Raw genomic sequence first — 13,008 nt, 5'->3', positions numbered from 1 at the left:
CGTTTACGTGTTCATCGAGTCGAAGAACTCAGAATTTGTCTTTGTTTGCTTAAGCTTAGAAAGCAAGAACTCGATCGCATCCGTGGTGCCCATCGGATTCAGGATACGACGCAGGACAAAGGTTTTGGCCAGATCCGCCTTGTCAACCAGAAGGTCCTCTTTCCGCGTTCCGGACTTAAGAATGTCGATGGCGGGGAACACGCGCTTGTCGGCGATCTTACGGTCCAGAACGATCTCAGAGTTACCCGTACCTTTGAATTCTTCAAAGATAACCTCGTCCATCCGGCTGCCTGTGTCGATCAGCGCGGTTGCGATAATGGTGAGCGAGCCGCCCTCTTCGATGTTCCGCGCAGCCCCAAAGAAGCGCTTGGGACGTTGCAGGGCGTTTGCGTCGACACCACCGGTCAGGACCTTACCAGACGACGGCACAACCGTGTTGAAGGCACGGCCGAGACGCGTGATCGAGTCGAGCAGGATCACCACGTCACGCTTGTGCTCAACCAAGCGTTTGGCTTTTTCAATGACCATCTCGGACACCGCCACGTGACGCGCTGCGGGCTCGTCAAAGGTGGAGGATACGACCTCGCCTTTGACGGAGCGCTGCATGTCGGTGACTTCTTCGGGACGTTCGTCGATCAGAAGGACGATCAGATAGCATTCCGGGTGGTTCTGCTCGATCGAGTGGGCGATATTTTGCAGCAGAACAGTCTTACCGGTCCGCGGCGGCGCCACGATGAGCGAACGCTGACCCTTACCGATCGGCGAAACCAGGTCGATCACACGTGCGGAGCGATCCTTCACGGTGGGATCCTCGATCTCCATGTTCAGGCGCTCATCCGGGTACAGCGGCGTCAGGTTGTCGAATGCGATCTTGTGACGGGCCTTCTCAGGCTCTTCGAAGTTGATCTTGGTCACTGTCGTCAGGGCGAAGTAACGCTCGTTCTCCAGTGGTGCCTTGATCTGCCCCTCAACCGTGTCGCCGGTGCGCAGCGAGAACTGGCGGATCATGTCAGGAGAGACGTAGATATCGTCCGGACCGGGCAGATAGTTGGCCTCTGGCGAGCGCAGAAAGCCAAAACCGTCCTGGAGCACTTCCAGAACCCCGTCCCCACCGATGTTCCAGCCCTCATCCGCGCGTTCACGCAGGATCTGGAACATCATCTCGCCCTTGCGCATGGTGGAGGCGTTTTCGATCTCCAGCTCCTCGGCCATTGCCAGGAGGGCTTTTGGGCTTTGCGCCTTGAGATCGGAAAGGTTCAGGGATTGCTCGGTCATATGCACACGGCCTTTATTCCCTCAGGGTGGAGGGCGTCACAGTATCAAATACGGAAAATGCGGGAATCCCGGACGGGGCCGCTTTATCGCTAGATAGTGAGTCTCCGAAGGTGAGTCAAACCCCGCGTCAGAACTTGAAGATCACAGAGACCACGATCACCACCATCAGAAGGGTCGGAACCTCGTTCATCAGGCGATACTGACGCCCTGTGAGGGTGTTCTTGCCCGCTTTGAAGTCCTTGTGACGAAACATCAGCCAATGATGGAACCATGTCATCGCAAGCACCGATGCGCCCTTGGTCCAGGGCCAGATGTAGGACCAATCCACCAGCCCCGGCGTGAACACCATAAACAGCCCTGCAACCCAGGTCACAACGCTTGCTGGGCCCATGATCACTCTGAGCAGCTTGTGTTCCATGGTGAGGAAGATCGGCGCTACATCCTGGACCTTCTCAGCCTCCTCCACGTGATACACAAACAGACGTGGGAGGTAGAAAAGACCCGCCATCCAACTGATCACTGCCATGATGTGAAGAGATTTCACGTAAGGATAGAGGGTGAACATCAGATCAGTCAGATCCATGGAAGGCTTCCTTGGTGCAGTCGGGTCGGTGGGCCACCCTAATATAATTAATAAGTTTTATAAGGATGATGTTTTTGTAGTGCACCCCGGAATCCGTGGATTATCGAGTCTTCACACCGGTTCTGCACAGGGTGGACAGTTTTCCTGCCTTATTCCCGCCAGAAGGGTGAACAACTCCTTAACGCCCTTAAAATTAGAGGCGTTAACAAAATATTTACATATGAGACTCTGGGGATAACATCGGGACAAACCGGGAGAGTGCGACTTATCCACGTGGTCAAAGTTATCCCAATCCCCGATGGAGGAATCGCGGAGGAATCACCTGAGATTTCGGGAGTTGTCCCACCCTTGCGCTGAGGGTGGAAAATCATACAAAACGTCCCTGAATGATCAGACGTTTTCCCATAGGGTTGTCCACATGAGTACCCACATCCTGCTTGCTTCCGGATCGGAGATCCGCGCTCACCTGCTCCGTCAGGCGGGGGTTGCGTTCCGTGTGGAGGTCGCGCGCGTCGATGAAGGCGCAATCAAGGCTGCGCTTCTGGCCGAAGGGGCAGCGCCACGCGACATTGCTGACACGCTTGCAGAGGCCAAAGCCCGCAAAGTGTCGGGAAAACATCCCGGCGAGATGGTTCTGGGCTGCGATCAGGTGCTCGATTTTGAGGGCACGCTGCTGTCGAAGCCCGACACAAAGGACCAGGCGCTGGATCAGCTCAAGGCGATGCGCGGCAAACGTCACATGTTGTTGTCGGCCGCAGTGATCTACCGCGATGGGGAGCCGCTCTGGCGCCATGTCGGACAGGTACGGCTGGTGATGCGCATGGCCAGCGACGCCTATCTGGAGAGCTACGTGGACCGCAACTGGGAGAGCATTCGCCGCGCGGTCGGCGCCTACAAACTCGAAGAAGAGGGCGTGCGGCTGTTTACAACCATTGACGGCAGCTACTTTAATGTCTTGGGATTGCCGATGTTGGAACTCATAAACTATCTGGGATTGCAGGGGATTATCGAACAATGACAGAGCAGAAAGTCCCCCTCGCCGGTGTGATCGGCTGCCCCATCGCGCATTCGAAGTCGCCGCAGATTCATCGTCACTGGCTGACGACCCATGGCATCAACGGTCATTACATGCCGATGCACGTGGAGCCCGAAGACCTCGAAACCGTCGTCCGGATGATGCCGCGGATGGGGTTTGTCGGTGCCAATGTCACCATCCCGCACAAGCAGGCGATCATGGACATCGCCGACAAGGTCACGGACCGGGCCAAGCTGATGGGCGCGGCCAACACGTTGATCTTTCGCGAGGACGGATCTGTTGTCGCTGACAACACCGACGGATACGGTTTTATCACCAATCTGCATGACGGGGCGCCGGAGTGGGATCCCAAGTCGGGGCCGGCGACGGTGTTTGGCGCAGGCGGGGCCAGCCGTGCTGTCGTTGCGTCCCTGATCGAGGCGGGCGTTCCCGAAATCCGCCTCACTAACCGTACCCGCGCGCGTGCCGATGATCTGGCCGAGGCCTTTGGTCAGAAAATCAAGGTCGTAGACTGGGTCCAGGCCGGGAATATCCTCGAAGATGCCGCGCTGGTGGTGAATACGACGTCCCTTGGCATGGTTGGTCAACGCGCGCTGCGCGTGCCTCTCGATGGGTTGCAGCCAGGGACCGTGGTGACGGATCTGGTATACGCTCCGCTCAAGACCGGATTGTTGCAAGCCGCTGAGGATGCGGGCTGCACGGTGGTCAACGGCCTTGGCATGCTGTTGCACCAGGCGGTTCCGGGGTTTGAACGCTGGTTCGGCCAACGCCCGGACGTTGATGACGCCGCCCGCGAAGCGGCATTAAAATGACATTTGCACTGGGGCTGACCGGTTCGATCGGCATGGGCAAATCGACCACGGCCGATCTCTTTGCGCAGGCCGGGTGTGCCGTTTGGGATGCGGACGCTGCGGTGCACCGGTTGTACGACGAGGGGGGCGCGGCGGTCGGCCCGATCACGGCGCTGTTTCCGCAGGCAACGGTTGGCGGGATGGTTAACCGGTCGGTCCTGAAAACACTGATCGCGGAAGATCCCTCCGCCCTTCCGAAGATCGAGGCGATCGTGCATCCGCTGGTACAGGCAGACCGGCAAAGGTTTCGCGAAACCACGCAGTCCGATGTGCTTGTCTTCGACATCCCGCTTCTGTTCGAAACCGGGGGGGACGCCGAAATGGATGCTGTGGCCTGCGTCCACGTCCCACCGGCGGTGCAGCGAGACCGGGTGATGGCTCGCGGGACCATGAGCGACGAACAATTCCGCCAGATCCTTGCAAAACAGATGCCGATCTCCGAGAAGCTGGCCCGCAGTGACTACAGGATCGAAACCGATACGCTCGACCATGCCCGAAGCCAGGTCGCAGAGATATTGGCGGACATAAGACGGAGGACAGAGCATGCGTGAAATCGTACTTGATACGGAAACCACCGGTTTTGACCCGTTTTCCGGCGACCGCATCGTCGAAATCGGGGCGGTTGAACTGCTCAACCACATGCCCACCGGAGAGACATTTCACGTCTATATCAACCCGCAGCGCTCAATGCCGCAGGAGGCGTTTGGCGTACATGGCATCGGGCCGGACCTGCTGGAGCCGCCGCAGCCGCCGGGCCCCGGACAGGTGACCCTGAAGGACAAGCCGCTGTTTGCCGAAGTCGGGCAGGCGTTTCTGGATTTTGTGCGTGATTCCAAGATGGTCATTCACAATGCCAGCTTCGATATGAAGTTTCTGAACGCCGAATTGGGCTGGATGAACCTGCCGCAGCTGCCCATGGATCAGGCGATCGACACCCTGGCGATGGCGCGCAAACGGTTTCCCGGATCGCCGGCGACGCTGGATGCGCTGTGCCGGCGTTTCAGCATCGACAATTCCAACCGAACGCTGCACGGCGCGCTTCTGGACTCTGAAATTCTTGCGGATGTCTATCTGGAACTGATCGGTGGTCGGCAGCCGGATTTTGGTCTGTCGTCCCAGTCAGATAGCGGACCCAGCGCCGGGGACCTCGACTGGCGCCCGCAACCCCGCGCCACCGCCCTGCCCTCCCGGCTCACCGCCGATGAAAAGGCGGAGCATGAGAAATTTGTGGCAAAGCTCGGGGAAGACGCGCTCTGGAACGCGGCGCCCGACACGTAAAAAGCGCCGCGACCTGAAGTCGCAGCGCTTTGTGTTCAATTCAACAAAACCCAAACGGGATCAGTTGGGCGTCTCGCTCGCGGCAGCGCCTTCGGACTGGCGGCGGGCCAGTTCATTGCGATAGATTGCGACAAAGTCGATATTGTCGAGGTTCAGCGGCGGGAAACCACCGTCGCGGCTGATGTCGGAAACGATACGACGCAGGAACGGGAACAGCATCCGCGGGCATTCGATCAGCAGGAACGGATGCAGCTGGTCTTCGGGGACGCCAGCGATGTTGAAGATGCCGACATATTCCAGCTCCAGCACGAACAGAACTTCGCCGCCGGACTTGTTCTTGGATTCGATGGTCAGCTTGGTGATGACTTCATACTGGTTCTCGGTGCTGCGCTTCTTGGCATCAAGTGCAACCTGAACGTTGACGTCCGGCTGCACTTCACCGCCGACGCCCTTTTGCGCCATCACATTTTCAAAGGACAGATCGCGAATGAACTGTCCGAGAATATTCATCTGGACTTGCTGCTGACCTGTGCCTTCGGCTGCGCCATTTTCGGCCATGGAAATCTCCTGAATTTAACGTGTCGCAGCGTGCTTACCAGCTTGGGGAAACATCCTCAAAGTCTTATTTCGGGCCCTCAACCCAGCCGGACCGGTCTTCGGGACGGCGACGTGGGGTGACCTCTTCGAAATCGCCGTCGATCACGTCACCTTCTGGGCCGGACGGATGCATGGTTGACCGCGGATGGCTGTGCTGGGAGCCCATCTGAAACGAGGTCACATGCACCTTGGACCGCAGATAGGCGAAGGCGCGGGTGCGAAATCCCGGCATCAGCAACAGGAACCCGAAGGCGTCGGTAAAGAAGCCGGGGGTCAACAACAACGCGCCGGCCAACAGGATCATCGCACCATGGGCCAGCGGTTCGGTGGGATCAGACAGCCGTTCGAATGATCCGCGCAGCTGCCCCAGCGCCAGTTGACCCTGCGTCCGGACCAGCCACGTGCCCAACACCGCCGTCAGGATTACGATCCCGAGAGTGGGCCACAGGCCAATCAAGCTGCCAACCTGAATGAACAGGGCGATCTCGATGATGGGTACCAGCATAAAAGCCAGAAAAAGGGGCATGATAGGCGTCCTCTCGATAGGGCAGAACGGTGGACTTGGTCCCGCCTGTCACCTACATAAGAGCAGAGTGCGTCGGTTTCAAACCGACAGGTCCTGATGGACGAAGAGGTATAAATGGAGTCGCCCTTGATAGAGCTTTTGGTCCTGGCTGGCATCGCGGTCTTCCTGATCCTGCGCCTGAAAAGCGTTCTGGGTACACGCGAAGGGTTCGAGAAACCCCCGTTGGCGGGGAGCGAGCCCCGTACGCCGCAACGCAAGTTTGAGGTGATCGAGGGGAGTCCTGATGATGACATCGTCGCCTATGTCGATGAGGGCAGCCCCCAGGCGCAGGCGCTTGCGGAAATGAAGCGGGCAGAGCCCTCTTTCCACGTGGCTGAATTCGTGCAGGGTGCCCGCGGCGCCTACGAGATGATCCTGATGGGGTTCGAAACCGGGGAACTTGACGGGATTCAGCCGTTTATCTCCGATGAAATCTTCCAGAGCTTTGTTGACGCCGTTGCCGCGCGCGAAGATCAGGGGCTGACGATCGAAGCCGAATTTATTGGCGTCCGGGAAACCGTGATCGAGGATGCGACCTTTGATGCGGCCACCTCGACGGCTGACATCACGGTTCGGTTTGTCGGCGAGCTGACCTCTGCCGTGCGGGATCGGTCGGGCGAAATTGTCGAGGGTGACCCGAAGGCGGTGAAGCGCCAGAAGGACACCTGGACGTTCTCCCGCCAGATGGGCGGCGACGATCCGAACTGGCAACTGGTGGCGACGGACGCATGATCGGGGCGCTCCGGCGGGGACTGGGCGCGGGCGTTCTGCTCGCAGCCCTCTGTTCCGGCGCCGGAGCGCAACCCGCGACCGGTCCGTCGCATCAGATACTGGAGTTTTCGGATCTTCCGGACTGGGACCTCGACAACCATGTCGAGGCCCTTCGCGTCTTCAGGGAAACCTGCATGGACATGGACGGGGCGGATTGGCAATCGCTCTGCGCCATGGCGCATAATGCGGATGATGGTGGCGCGCGGGCCTTCTTTGAACTGTTTTTCCGCCCGGTGCTGATCGAGGATGGCAAGGCGGGCCTGTTTACCGGCTATTTCGAACCGGAGTTGAACGGCGCACGCACACCAAATGCCCGGTATCGTTACCCGGTCTATCGAATGCCGCCGGAGGCTCGGCAGACCTCTTTGTGGTTGTCTCGCCGCGATATTCTGACCTCGGGGGTGATGAAAGGCCGGGGGCTGGAGATCGCCTGGGTCGATGACCCGGTCGAGCTGTTCTTCTTGCAAATTCAGGGCTCTGGCCGTATTCGGCTTGAGGATGGATCAACCATTCGGCTGGGCTATGGCGGCGCAAACGGGCACCCCTACCGTTCGATCGGGCAAGAGCTGGTCCGACGCGGCATCTACAATCTGCATCAGGTCAGCGCCCAAGTGATCCAGAACTGGGTGCGGCGAAATCCGGGACCGGGCGCAGAGCTGCTGATGCACAATCCGTCTTATGTTTTCTTTCGGGAAATCAAACGTGTCGCGGCACACAGAGGACCTCTGGGCGCGATGAACAGGTCGATTACACCCATGCGGTCGATCGCGGTCGATCCCGCCTATACGCCGCTTGGTGCCCCGGTCTGGATCGAGAAAAACGGTCAGTCGAGGATGCATCGATTGATGATCGCGCAGGACACAGGCTCTGCCATCAAGGGGGCGCAACGTGCCGATATCTTCTTTGGGGCTGGCGACGAGGCCGGGCGGAAGGCCGGACAGCTGCGTGATCCCGGCAGGATGCTGGTCCTGATGCCGATACAGCGCGCCTATGCCCTGTTGCCGGATGATCTGTGATGACCCGGCGCAAACTGACAGATGACGAGATCGACCTCTGGCAAAAGGTTGTTAAACACGCCGAACGCCTGCATGCGGATCGCGACAAGAAGGCGGGGGATCATGCGGTCCCCCCTGCCCCGAAACCAAAGCCAAAACCGCAACGCGCCCCGAACGCCGCCCTGCCCCATTTCGAAGTGGGCAGCCAGGCGCGTGACAAGGCGATGGGTCATGACCTGAAGCCCTCTCCCGGTCGTAAACTGGCAACGGCCCCCTTGCGCATGGATGAAAAGGCCTATCGCCGGATGAAGCGGGGCAAACTGAAGCCGGAAGGCAAGCTGGATCTGCATGGCATGCGGATAGATGCGGCACATGGGGCGCTGACGCGCTTTATCCTGACGGCGCAGGCCGCTGACAAACGGTTGGTCCTGGTGATTACCGGCAAGGGCAAGGATCGCGATGTCGAGGGGCCGATGCCGGTGCCGCGCGGGGTCCTGCGCCATCAGGTTCCACAATGGCTGACAATCCCGCCGTTGGCCCAGGCGGTGCTGCAAGTCACCCCTGCGCATCTCAGCCACGGCGGAGAGGGCGCCTATTACGTCTACTTGCGCCGAAACCGTTAAGCTCAGCCTAGCGGTTTTCGCGGCGTTGCTGACGTTCGATCATCAGTTTGCCCTGCGTGTTCACGACCTTTTGGGATTGGGGCAGAATCTGCTGGAGCAGGCTGGGATCGACGGGGCCAAAGACACGGCTCACGTTGCCCGCTGATCGCAGCACGGCGAGCAGGCTTGGTGATGTCGCGGCCACAAAATGCCCGGATGCCGCATCGGCATTGAACGCAGTCAGGTCGATCACCTCGATCGGCCATTTCTCCAGCCGATCCGCGGATTTGATATTGCCGAGGCGTTCGCCCTGATTGGTGCCGCGCAAGCGACCGGAGATATTGAGGATGCGATCCTTCTCCGACACCATCACCGCAAAAGGTTGCGGGACTGTCCGCAGATCCGCCATCTGGCTCTCGAACAGATCCACGTCGAGGTCGGGCGAAATCAGCATCACACCGCCATTGAGCGTGCGTGCCGCCCAGCCGGGATCATGCAGATCCGCCTGTCGCAACATTTCCATCGTCAGCGCAGAGCCCATGGAATGCGCCACCAGAATGATACGCTGCGCCCCTGCCCGTTTGACCCGTCTGATGGTTTCTTCCAACCCGTCGCGGGCAAAGAGCATGCTGTCGATGTCGTAGGCGTATCCGAAGGCCCGGCCTCGACTGGGCCAGGAATACATCACCAGCGATCCCGGCAGATCCACATCATGCGCCATTTGTGCGGCGCGATAGGCGGTCTCGGGATGGGTGCTGTTGTAGCCATGCACAAAAATCGTCACCTCACGCAGCGGCCAGTTGTTTTCCTGCTGCTCTCGAATGAATCGGCTGCGCAACTCCGCAACAGAGGCAACGGGGTGCTCTGCCGCGATCGCGAAGTTCTTGTGCGGATCAGGATTCTTGTGCCGGTAGGACAGCTCTCCGGGGCTGTGGGTCGGCGGGATGGTGACGGTCAGCTCCATCATCTGCAACTGATCGGATCTGCCGAACCCGAAGGTGCCATCCGGTTCCATCTCGCGCGTGGTGGTCGCAAACACGGTAAGAGGCGTGCCGACCTGAACGGCGTCAGGCAAGATCGGCATCAGATCCCGATCCGCACAGCCTGTCAGCAGGACGGCCATGCAGATCGCCAGCACGTGTTTTATCATCTCATGACCCTTTACACCTTGATCGCCGACCACGTCGCGATCTGCGTGCGAAAGGTAGCGAATGAGACGCAAAGATCTAGCCCACGAGTGCGGGGAAAGCCCCTGATCCTACGTCATCAGGGGATCAAACCACATCCGGCCGGGATCGAGGAGACGCCGCCCCTTACGCCTAGAGGACGTAGCGGCTGAGATCGGCGGATTTTGTCAATTCGCCAAGGTTCTTGTTCACAAAGGCCTCATCGACGGTGATCTCTTCGCCGGACCGGTCCGGTGCAGCAAAGGATAGCTCCTCGAAGACACGTTCCATCACCGTATAAAGGCGCCGCGCGCCGATGTTCTCAACGCTGTGGTTGACCTCTGCCGCAATCTGGGCAAGCGCGTGAATGCCGTCCTTGGTAAAGGTGACCTTGACCTTCTCGGTGCCGAGGAGGGCTTCGTACTGACGGGTCAGCGCATTGTCGGTTTCGGTCAGAATACGGACAAAATCCTCTTCGCTGAGCGCACGCAGGTTGACTCGGATCGGCAAACGCCCCTGGAGTTCTGGCAGCAGATCCGAGGGTTTGGCGATGTGAAAGGCACCCGAGGCGATAAACAGGATGTGGTCGGTCTTGACCGGGCCATGTTTGGTGCTGACGGTGGTGCCTTCGATCAGGGGCAACAGGTCCCGTTGGACGCCTTCGCGGCTGACATCACCACCGCGTGCGTCCGTGCGCGCACAGACCTTGTCGATCTCATCAAGGAACACGATGCCGTTCTGCTCCACAGAGGTCAGGGCCGCCTTGGTGACGGTTTCATCATCCAGCAGCTTGTCCGCCTCTTCGCCGATCAGCACGTCATAGCTTTCGGCCACTGTCATCTTCTTGCGCGTCGTGCGGCCACCCATGGCTTTGCCAAAGAGGTCACCAAGGTTCATCATCCCCATATTGCCGCCCGGCTGTCCGGGGATCTCGAACATGCCCCCCATCGGGTTCGAGGTGTCGGCGATGTCCAGCTCGATCACGGTGTCATCCAGTTCCCCCGCTTTGAGCTTCTTGCGGAACATGTCCAGCGTGCTGTCACGGGCATCTTCGCCTGCGATCGCGTGCAGGACGCGGTCCTCTGCTGCCTTGTGCGCCTTGCTTTTTACATCATTGCGCATGTGCTCACGGGTCTGAACGATCGCCGCATCGACCAGATCACGCACGATCTGTTCGACATCGCGGCCGACATAGCCAACCTCGGTGAACTTGGTGGCCTCGACCTTGATGAAGGGCGCGCGGGCAAGCTTGGCGAGGCGGCGCGAGATCTCGGTCTTGCCGACACCGGTGGGGCCGATCATCAGGATGTTCTTGGGGTGCACCTCGTCACGCAGATCATCCGGCAGCTGCTTGCGCCGCCAGCGGTTGCGCAGGGCCACGGCGACAGCGCGCTTGGCGTCTTTTTGGCCGATGATGAACCGGTCGAGTTCGGAAACGATTTCGCGGGGGGTCAGATCAGTCATGTCTATCCCTTGAGGTCAGTGAGAAGGCGGCAGCCGATGCAGCGGCAGCACGCCGGAAAGAAGCGAGAGCAGCGCGGCGCGAATCCGGGCCCAGAAGGCACCGAGGATCACCAGCACCACGCCAAGCGCCAGGATGCTGATCCCGGTGCCCTCGCTGTCGAAGACGGTTGTGCTCAGCGCCACGATATAGCCGATGGCGGTGATCAGGAACGATCGGCGATCGATTACGATGGCAACGAGCGCAAAGAACGCCAGCACCAGCGCCAGCAGCAGCCCCTGATCGCCTTCGAGGAGCGATAGCGCGATGGTGTTCACCAGCGCCGGTGCCGCCACCACATGGAGCCAGAACCCTTGGGCGGAGCGGCGGGTCACGCGATGCGGGTCGCTGAGGTCAAAGGCCATGGCGACCGCAAAGACCAGCAGACCCACCGCCAGCGTGATCCACGCAAATGGCCCATTGGCGCTGAGGCGGAACAGATCACCCAGCTCGGTGGGGACACCTGATTGATCCGCCGCGACAATCAGCGCCACTGCAAACAGGCCAAGCGCGATCAGCGCCATGGCAAAGGGCACGCGGAACCGTCCCCAGAACGCAAACAGCGCCAGCGTCGACAGGCTCAATGCTATCGGGAGCGAGGAATAATCCTGCTGCGCGATCATGAAAGGCTGGGCGTATTGGGCAATAAACCCGGTTGCGGCATTGCCTGCAAACATCACCGACAGGGCAATGGCAGGTGCCACCATCCGGCGGCGGCGGATGAAATACTCGGCAAGCCCCCAGAGCACAGCAGCGCCAATCAGCGCGGCGGTGGTGGCTTGGGTGCGATAGTTGACGATCTCGGTCAGCATCGAGGCGGTGTTCACAGCGATCCACCCCATGGCGAGGATCCCCAGCCCGACAACGATGAAAATCTCGTTGAAGCCCTTGAACAGCTCAAAGGGCTCATCGCCTGGTGCCAAATTCTCGCGCGCCCCGCGCCGACTGTCCGCCAGCGCCGACAGCGACGCCGCCTGCGCTTCGGACAGCAGCCCGGAGCCAACCGCCGCCCGGAGATCGTCACGCGAAATCATTTGGCGATGCGCTCCACGGTGAGGTTGCCGTTGGTGTAAACGCAGATGTCGGAGGCGATCGCCATTGCGTCACGGGCCACTGTTTCTGCGTCACGGTCGCTGTCCATCATGCCGCGCGCGGCGGCCAGCGCGAAATTGCCGCCAGAGCCGATCGCCGCGACGTCATGTTCCGGCTCCAGCACGTCGCCTGCGCCGGTGATGACGTAGAGATCCTTGCCATCGGTGACGATCAGCATGGCCTCGAGCTTTTGCAGGTATTTGTCGGTGCGCCAGTCCTTGGCCAGCTCGACACTGGCACGCTGAAGCTGCCCGGGCGTTGCCTCCAGCTTGGCTTCGAGCCGTTCCAGCAGGGTAAAGGCATCGGCGGTCGATCCGGCGAATCCCGCCACGACGTCATATCCGCCCGGCGACAGCCTGCGGACCTTCCGGGCACTGCCTTTGATCACGGTCTGTCCCAGCGATACCTGCCCGTCACCGGCCACCACGACCTCACCGCCCTTGCGGACGCCGATGATGGTGGTGCCGTGCCAGCCGGGGAATTGATCCTCTGCCATAAAAGCCTCCGTTTCTTTGCCGACCTATATGGAAGTATCGCTGGCCCGGCACAAGGGCAGGGCCAAACTCCACCGGATCTTCGCAAGCACGTGCGCGCGTTAACAAACTGCTCATTTGCTATGCATCCGGTGCAATTCGGGGCTGAAGAATGGGCAATTGTGAGACTCAGCAGACGCGCCTACATGGTCATCAACAACCG

15 protein-coding genes are annotated in these 13,008 nt (G+C 60.0%); 7 read left to right on the top strand and 8 right to left on the bottom strand.

Annotation, left to right across the window (positions count from 1 at the left end; translation table 11 throughout):
• Positions 1 to 3: 3 nt before the first annotated feature.
• Entirely contained in the window at positions 4 to 1,275 is a 1,272-nt protein-coding gene (rho, locus tag MHM97_RS10280; RefSeq protein WP_239322275.1) for a transcription termination factor Rho, read from the bottom strand.
• A gap of 127 nt (positions 1,276 to 1,402) precedes the next feature.
• On the bottom strand, positions 1,403 to 1,858 hold the full coding sequence (locus MHM97_RS10275; protein WP_239322274.1) for a CopD family protein: 456 nt from the start codon (positions 1,856 to 1,858) through the stop codon (positions 1,403 to 1,405).
• Between the two features lie 418 nt (positions 1,859 to 2,276).
• Here MHM97_RS10275 and MHM97_RS10270 point away from each other — a divergent pair, with 418 nt between their 5' ends.
• From MHM97_RS10270 to dnaQ, 4 genes are read left to right on the top strand one after another with little or no spacing between them, the layout of a single operon-like run.
• Entirely contained in the window at positions 2,277 to 2,876 is a 600-nt protein-coding gene (locus MHM97_RS10270) for a Maf family protein (RefSeq protein WP_239322273.1), read from the top strand.
• Positions 2,873 to 3,706, top strand: a complete 834-nt coding sequence (locus tag MHM97_RS10265) for a shikimate dehydrogenase (protein WP_239322272.1) — start codon at positions 2,873 to 2,875, stop codon at positions 3,704 to 3,706. Before MHM97_RS10270 ends, MHM97_RS10265 begins: the two co-directional genes overlap by 4 nt.
• Entirely contained in the window at positions 3,703 to 4,296 is a 594-nt protein-coding gene (coaE, locus tag MHM97_RS10260; RefSeq protein ID WP_239322271.1) for a dephospho-CoA kinase, read from the top strand. Before MHM97_RS10265 ends, coaE begins: the two co-directional genes overlap by 4 nt.
• On the top strand, positions 4,289 to 5,023 hold the full coding sequence (gene dnaQ / locus MHM97_RS10255; RefSeq protein ID WP_239322270.1) for a DNA polymerase III subunit epsilon: 735 nt from the start codon (positions 4,289 to 4,291) through the stop codon (positions 5,021 to 5,023). The genes coaE and dnaQ overlap by 8 nt, the downstream gene beginning before the upstream one ends.
• 60 nt (positions 5,024 to 5,083) lie before the next feature.
• Here dnaQ and secB read toward each other — a convergent pair whose 3' ends face one another.
• Positions 5,084 to 5,581, bottom strand: a complete 498-nt coding sequence (secB, locus tag MHM97_RS10250) for a protein-export chaperone SecB (protein ID WP_239322269.1) — start codon at positions 5,579 to 5,581, stop codon at positions 5,084 to 5,086.
• Positions 5,582 to 5,645: 64 nt separating this feature from the next.
• A complete protein-coding gene (locus MHM97_RS10245) occupies positions 5,646 to 6,146 on the bottom strand; it encodes an FxsA family protein (RefSeq protein ID WP_239322268.1) in 501 nt (166 codons plus the stop codon).
• 114 nt (positions 6,147 to 6,260) lie between these two features.
• On the opposite strand from MHM97_RS10245, the gene MHM97_RS10240 reads away from it, so the two are divergent.
• Genes MHM97_RS10240 through MHM97_RS10230 form a run of 3 tightly spaced genes read left to right on the top strand, consistent with a single transcriptional unit; the run spans position 6,261 to position 8,574 of the window.
• Positions 6,261 to 6,917: a Tim44/TimA family putative adaptor protein gene (locus tag MHM97_RS10240; RefSeq protein WP_239322267.1), complete on the top strand. Its 657-nt coding sequence runs from the start codon at positions 6,261 to 6,263 to the stop codon at positions 6,915 to 6,917.
• Positions 6,914 to 7,972 (top strand): murein transglycosylase A, encoded by a 1,059-nt coding sequence (mltA, locus tag MHM97_RS10235; RefSeq protein ID WP_239322266.1) that lies wholly within the window; start codon positions 6,914 to 6,916, stop codon positions 7,970 to 7,972. Before MHM97_RS10240 ends, mltA begins: the two co-directional genes overlap by 4 nt.
• Positions 7,972 to 8,574, top strand: a complete 603-nt coding sequence (locus MHM97_RS10230) for a Smr/MutS family protein (RefSeq protein WP_239322265.1) — start codon at positions 7,972 to 7,974, stop codon at positions 8,572 to 8,574. The genes mltA and MHM97_RS10230 overlap by 1 nt, the downstream gene beginning before the upstream one ends.
• Before the next feature lie 7 nt (positions 8,575 to 8,581).
• Here the strand turns inward: MHM97_RS10230 and MHM97_RS10225 are convergent, their stop codons facing one another.
• The 4 genes from MHM97_RS10225 to hslV form a co-directional block, all read right to left on the bottom strand.
• On the bottom strand, positions 8,582 to 9,703 hold the full coding sequence (locus tag MHM97_RS10225; protein WP_239322264.1) for an alpha/beta hydrolase: 1,122 nt from the start codon (positions 9,701 to 9,703) through the stop codon (positions 8,582 to 8,584).
• 169 nt (positions 9,704 to 9,872) lie between these two features.
• Complete coding sequence (gene hslU, locus MHM97_RS10220; protein ID WP_239322263.1) at positions 9,873 to 11,183, bottom strand: ATP-dependent protease ATPase subunit HslU; 1,311 nt, start codon at positions 11,181 to 11,183, stop codon at positions 9,873 to 9,875.
• A gap of 15 nt (positions 11,184 to 11,198) precedes the next feature.
• Positions 11,199 to 12,254, bottom strand: coding sequence for a hypothetical protein (locus MHM97_RS10215; protein ID WP_239322262.1), 1,056 nt, complete (start codon positions 12,252 to 12,254; stop codon positions 11,199 to 11,201).
• Positions 12,251 to 12,808 carry an ATP-dependent protease subunit HslV gene (hslV, locus tag MHM97_RS10210; RefSeq protein WP_239322261.1) on the bottom strand — a complete coding sequence of 186 codons (558 nt, stop codon included), beginning with the start codon at positions 12,806 to 12,808 and terminating at the stop codon, positions 12,251 to 12,253. The genes MHM97_RS10215 and hslV overlap by 4 nt, the downstream gene beginning before the upstream one ends.
• Positions 12,809 to 13,008 lie beyond the last annotated feature (200 nt).

The sequence above is a fragment of the Epibacterium sp. Ofav1-8 genome (assembly GCF_022348185.1).
In the GTDB taxonomy this organism is placed as follows: domain Bacteria; phylum Pseudomonadota; class Alphaproteobacteria; order Rhodobacterales; family Rhodobacteraceae; genus Epibacterium.
This window is presented reverse-complemented; position numbering and strand designations above follow the sequence as displayed.

Excerpts from the sequence above, each read along its gene's own strand:
- MHM97_RS10215 (WP_239322262.1), bottom strand. The coding sequence starts at position 12,254 with ATGATTTCGCGTGACGATCTCCGGGCGGCGGTTGGCTCCGGGCTGCTG.
- MHM97_RS10245 (WP_239322268.1), bottom strand. The coding sequence starts at position 6,146 with ATGCCCCTTTTTCTGGCTTTTATGCTGGTACCCATCATCGAGATCGCC.
- secB (WP_239322269.1), bottom strand. The coding sequence starts at position 5,581 with ATGGCCGAAAATGGCGCAGCCGAAGGCACAGGTCAGCAGCAAGTCCAG.
- MHM97_RS10275 (WP_239322274.1), bottom strand. The coding sequence starts at position 1,858 with ATGGATCTGACTGATCTGATGTTCACCCTCTATCCTTACGTGAAATCT.
- MHM97_RS10265 (WP_239322272.1), top strand. The coding sequence starts at position 2,873 with ATGACAGAGCAGAAAGTCCCCCTCGCCGGTGTGATCGGCTGCCCCATC.
- MHM97_RS10270 (WP_239322273.1), top strand. The coding sequence starts at position 2,277 with ATGAGTACCCACATCCTGCTTGCTTCCGGATCGGAGATCCGCGCTCAC.
- dnaQ (WP_239322270.1), top strand. The coding sequence starts at position 4,289 with ATGCGTGAAATCGTACTTGATACGGAAACCACCGGTTTTGACCCGTTT.
- coaE (WP_239322271.1), top strand. The coding sequence starts at position 3,703 with ATGACATTTGCACTGGGGCTGACCGGTTCGATCGGCATGGGCAAATCG.
- MHM97_RS10240 (WP_239322267.1), top strand. The coding sequence starts at position 6,261 with ATGGAGTCGCCCTTGATAGAGCTTTTGGTCCTGGCTGGCATCGCGGTC.
- mltA (WP_239322266.1), top strand. The coding sequence starts at position 6,914 with ATGATCGGGGCGCTCCGGCGGGGACTGGGCGCGGGCGTTCTGCTCGCA.
- hslU (WP_239322263.1), bottom strand. The coding sequence starts at position 11,183 with ATGACTGATCTGACCCCCCGCGAAATCGTTTCCGAACTCGACCGGTTC.
- MHM97_RS10230 (WP_239322265.1), top strand. The coding sequence starts at position 7,972 with ATGACCCGGCGCAAACTGACAGATGACGAGATCGACCTCTGGCAAAAG.
- hslV (WP_239322261.1), bottom strand. The coding sequence starts at position 12,808 with ATGGCAGAGGATCAATTCCCCGGCTGGCACGGCACCACCATCATCGGC.
- rho (WP_239322275.1), bottom strand. The coding sequence starts at position 1,275 with ATGACCGAGCAATCCCTGAACCTTTCCGATCTCAAGGCGCAAAGCCCA.
- MHM97_RS10225 (WP_239322264.1), bottom strand. The coding sequence starts at position 9,703 with ATGATAAAACACGTGCTGGCGATCTGCATGGCCGTCCTGCTGACAGGC.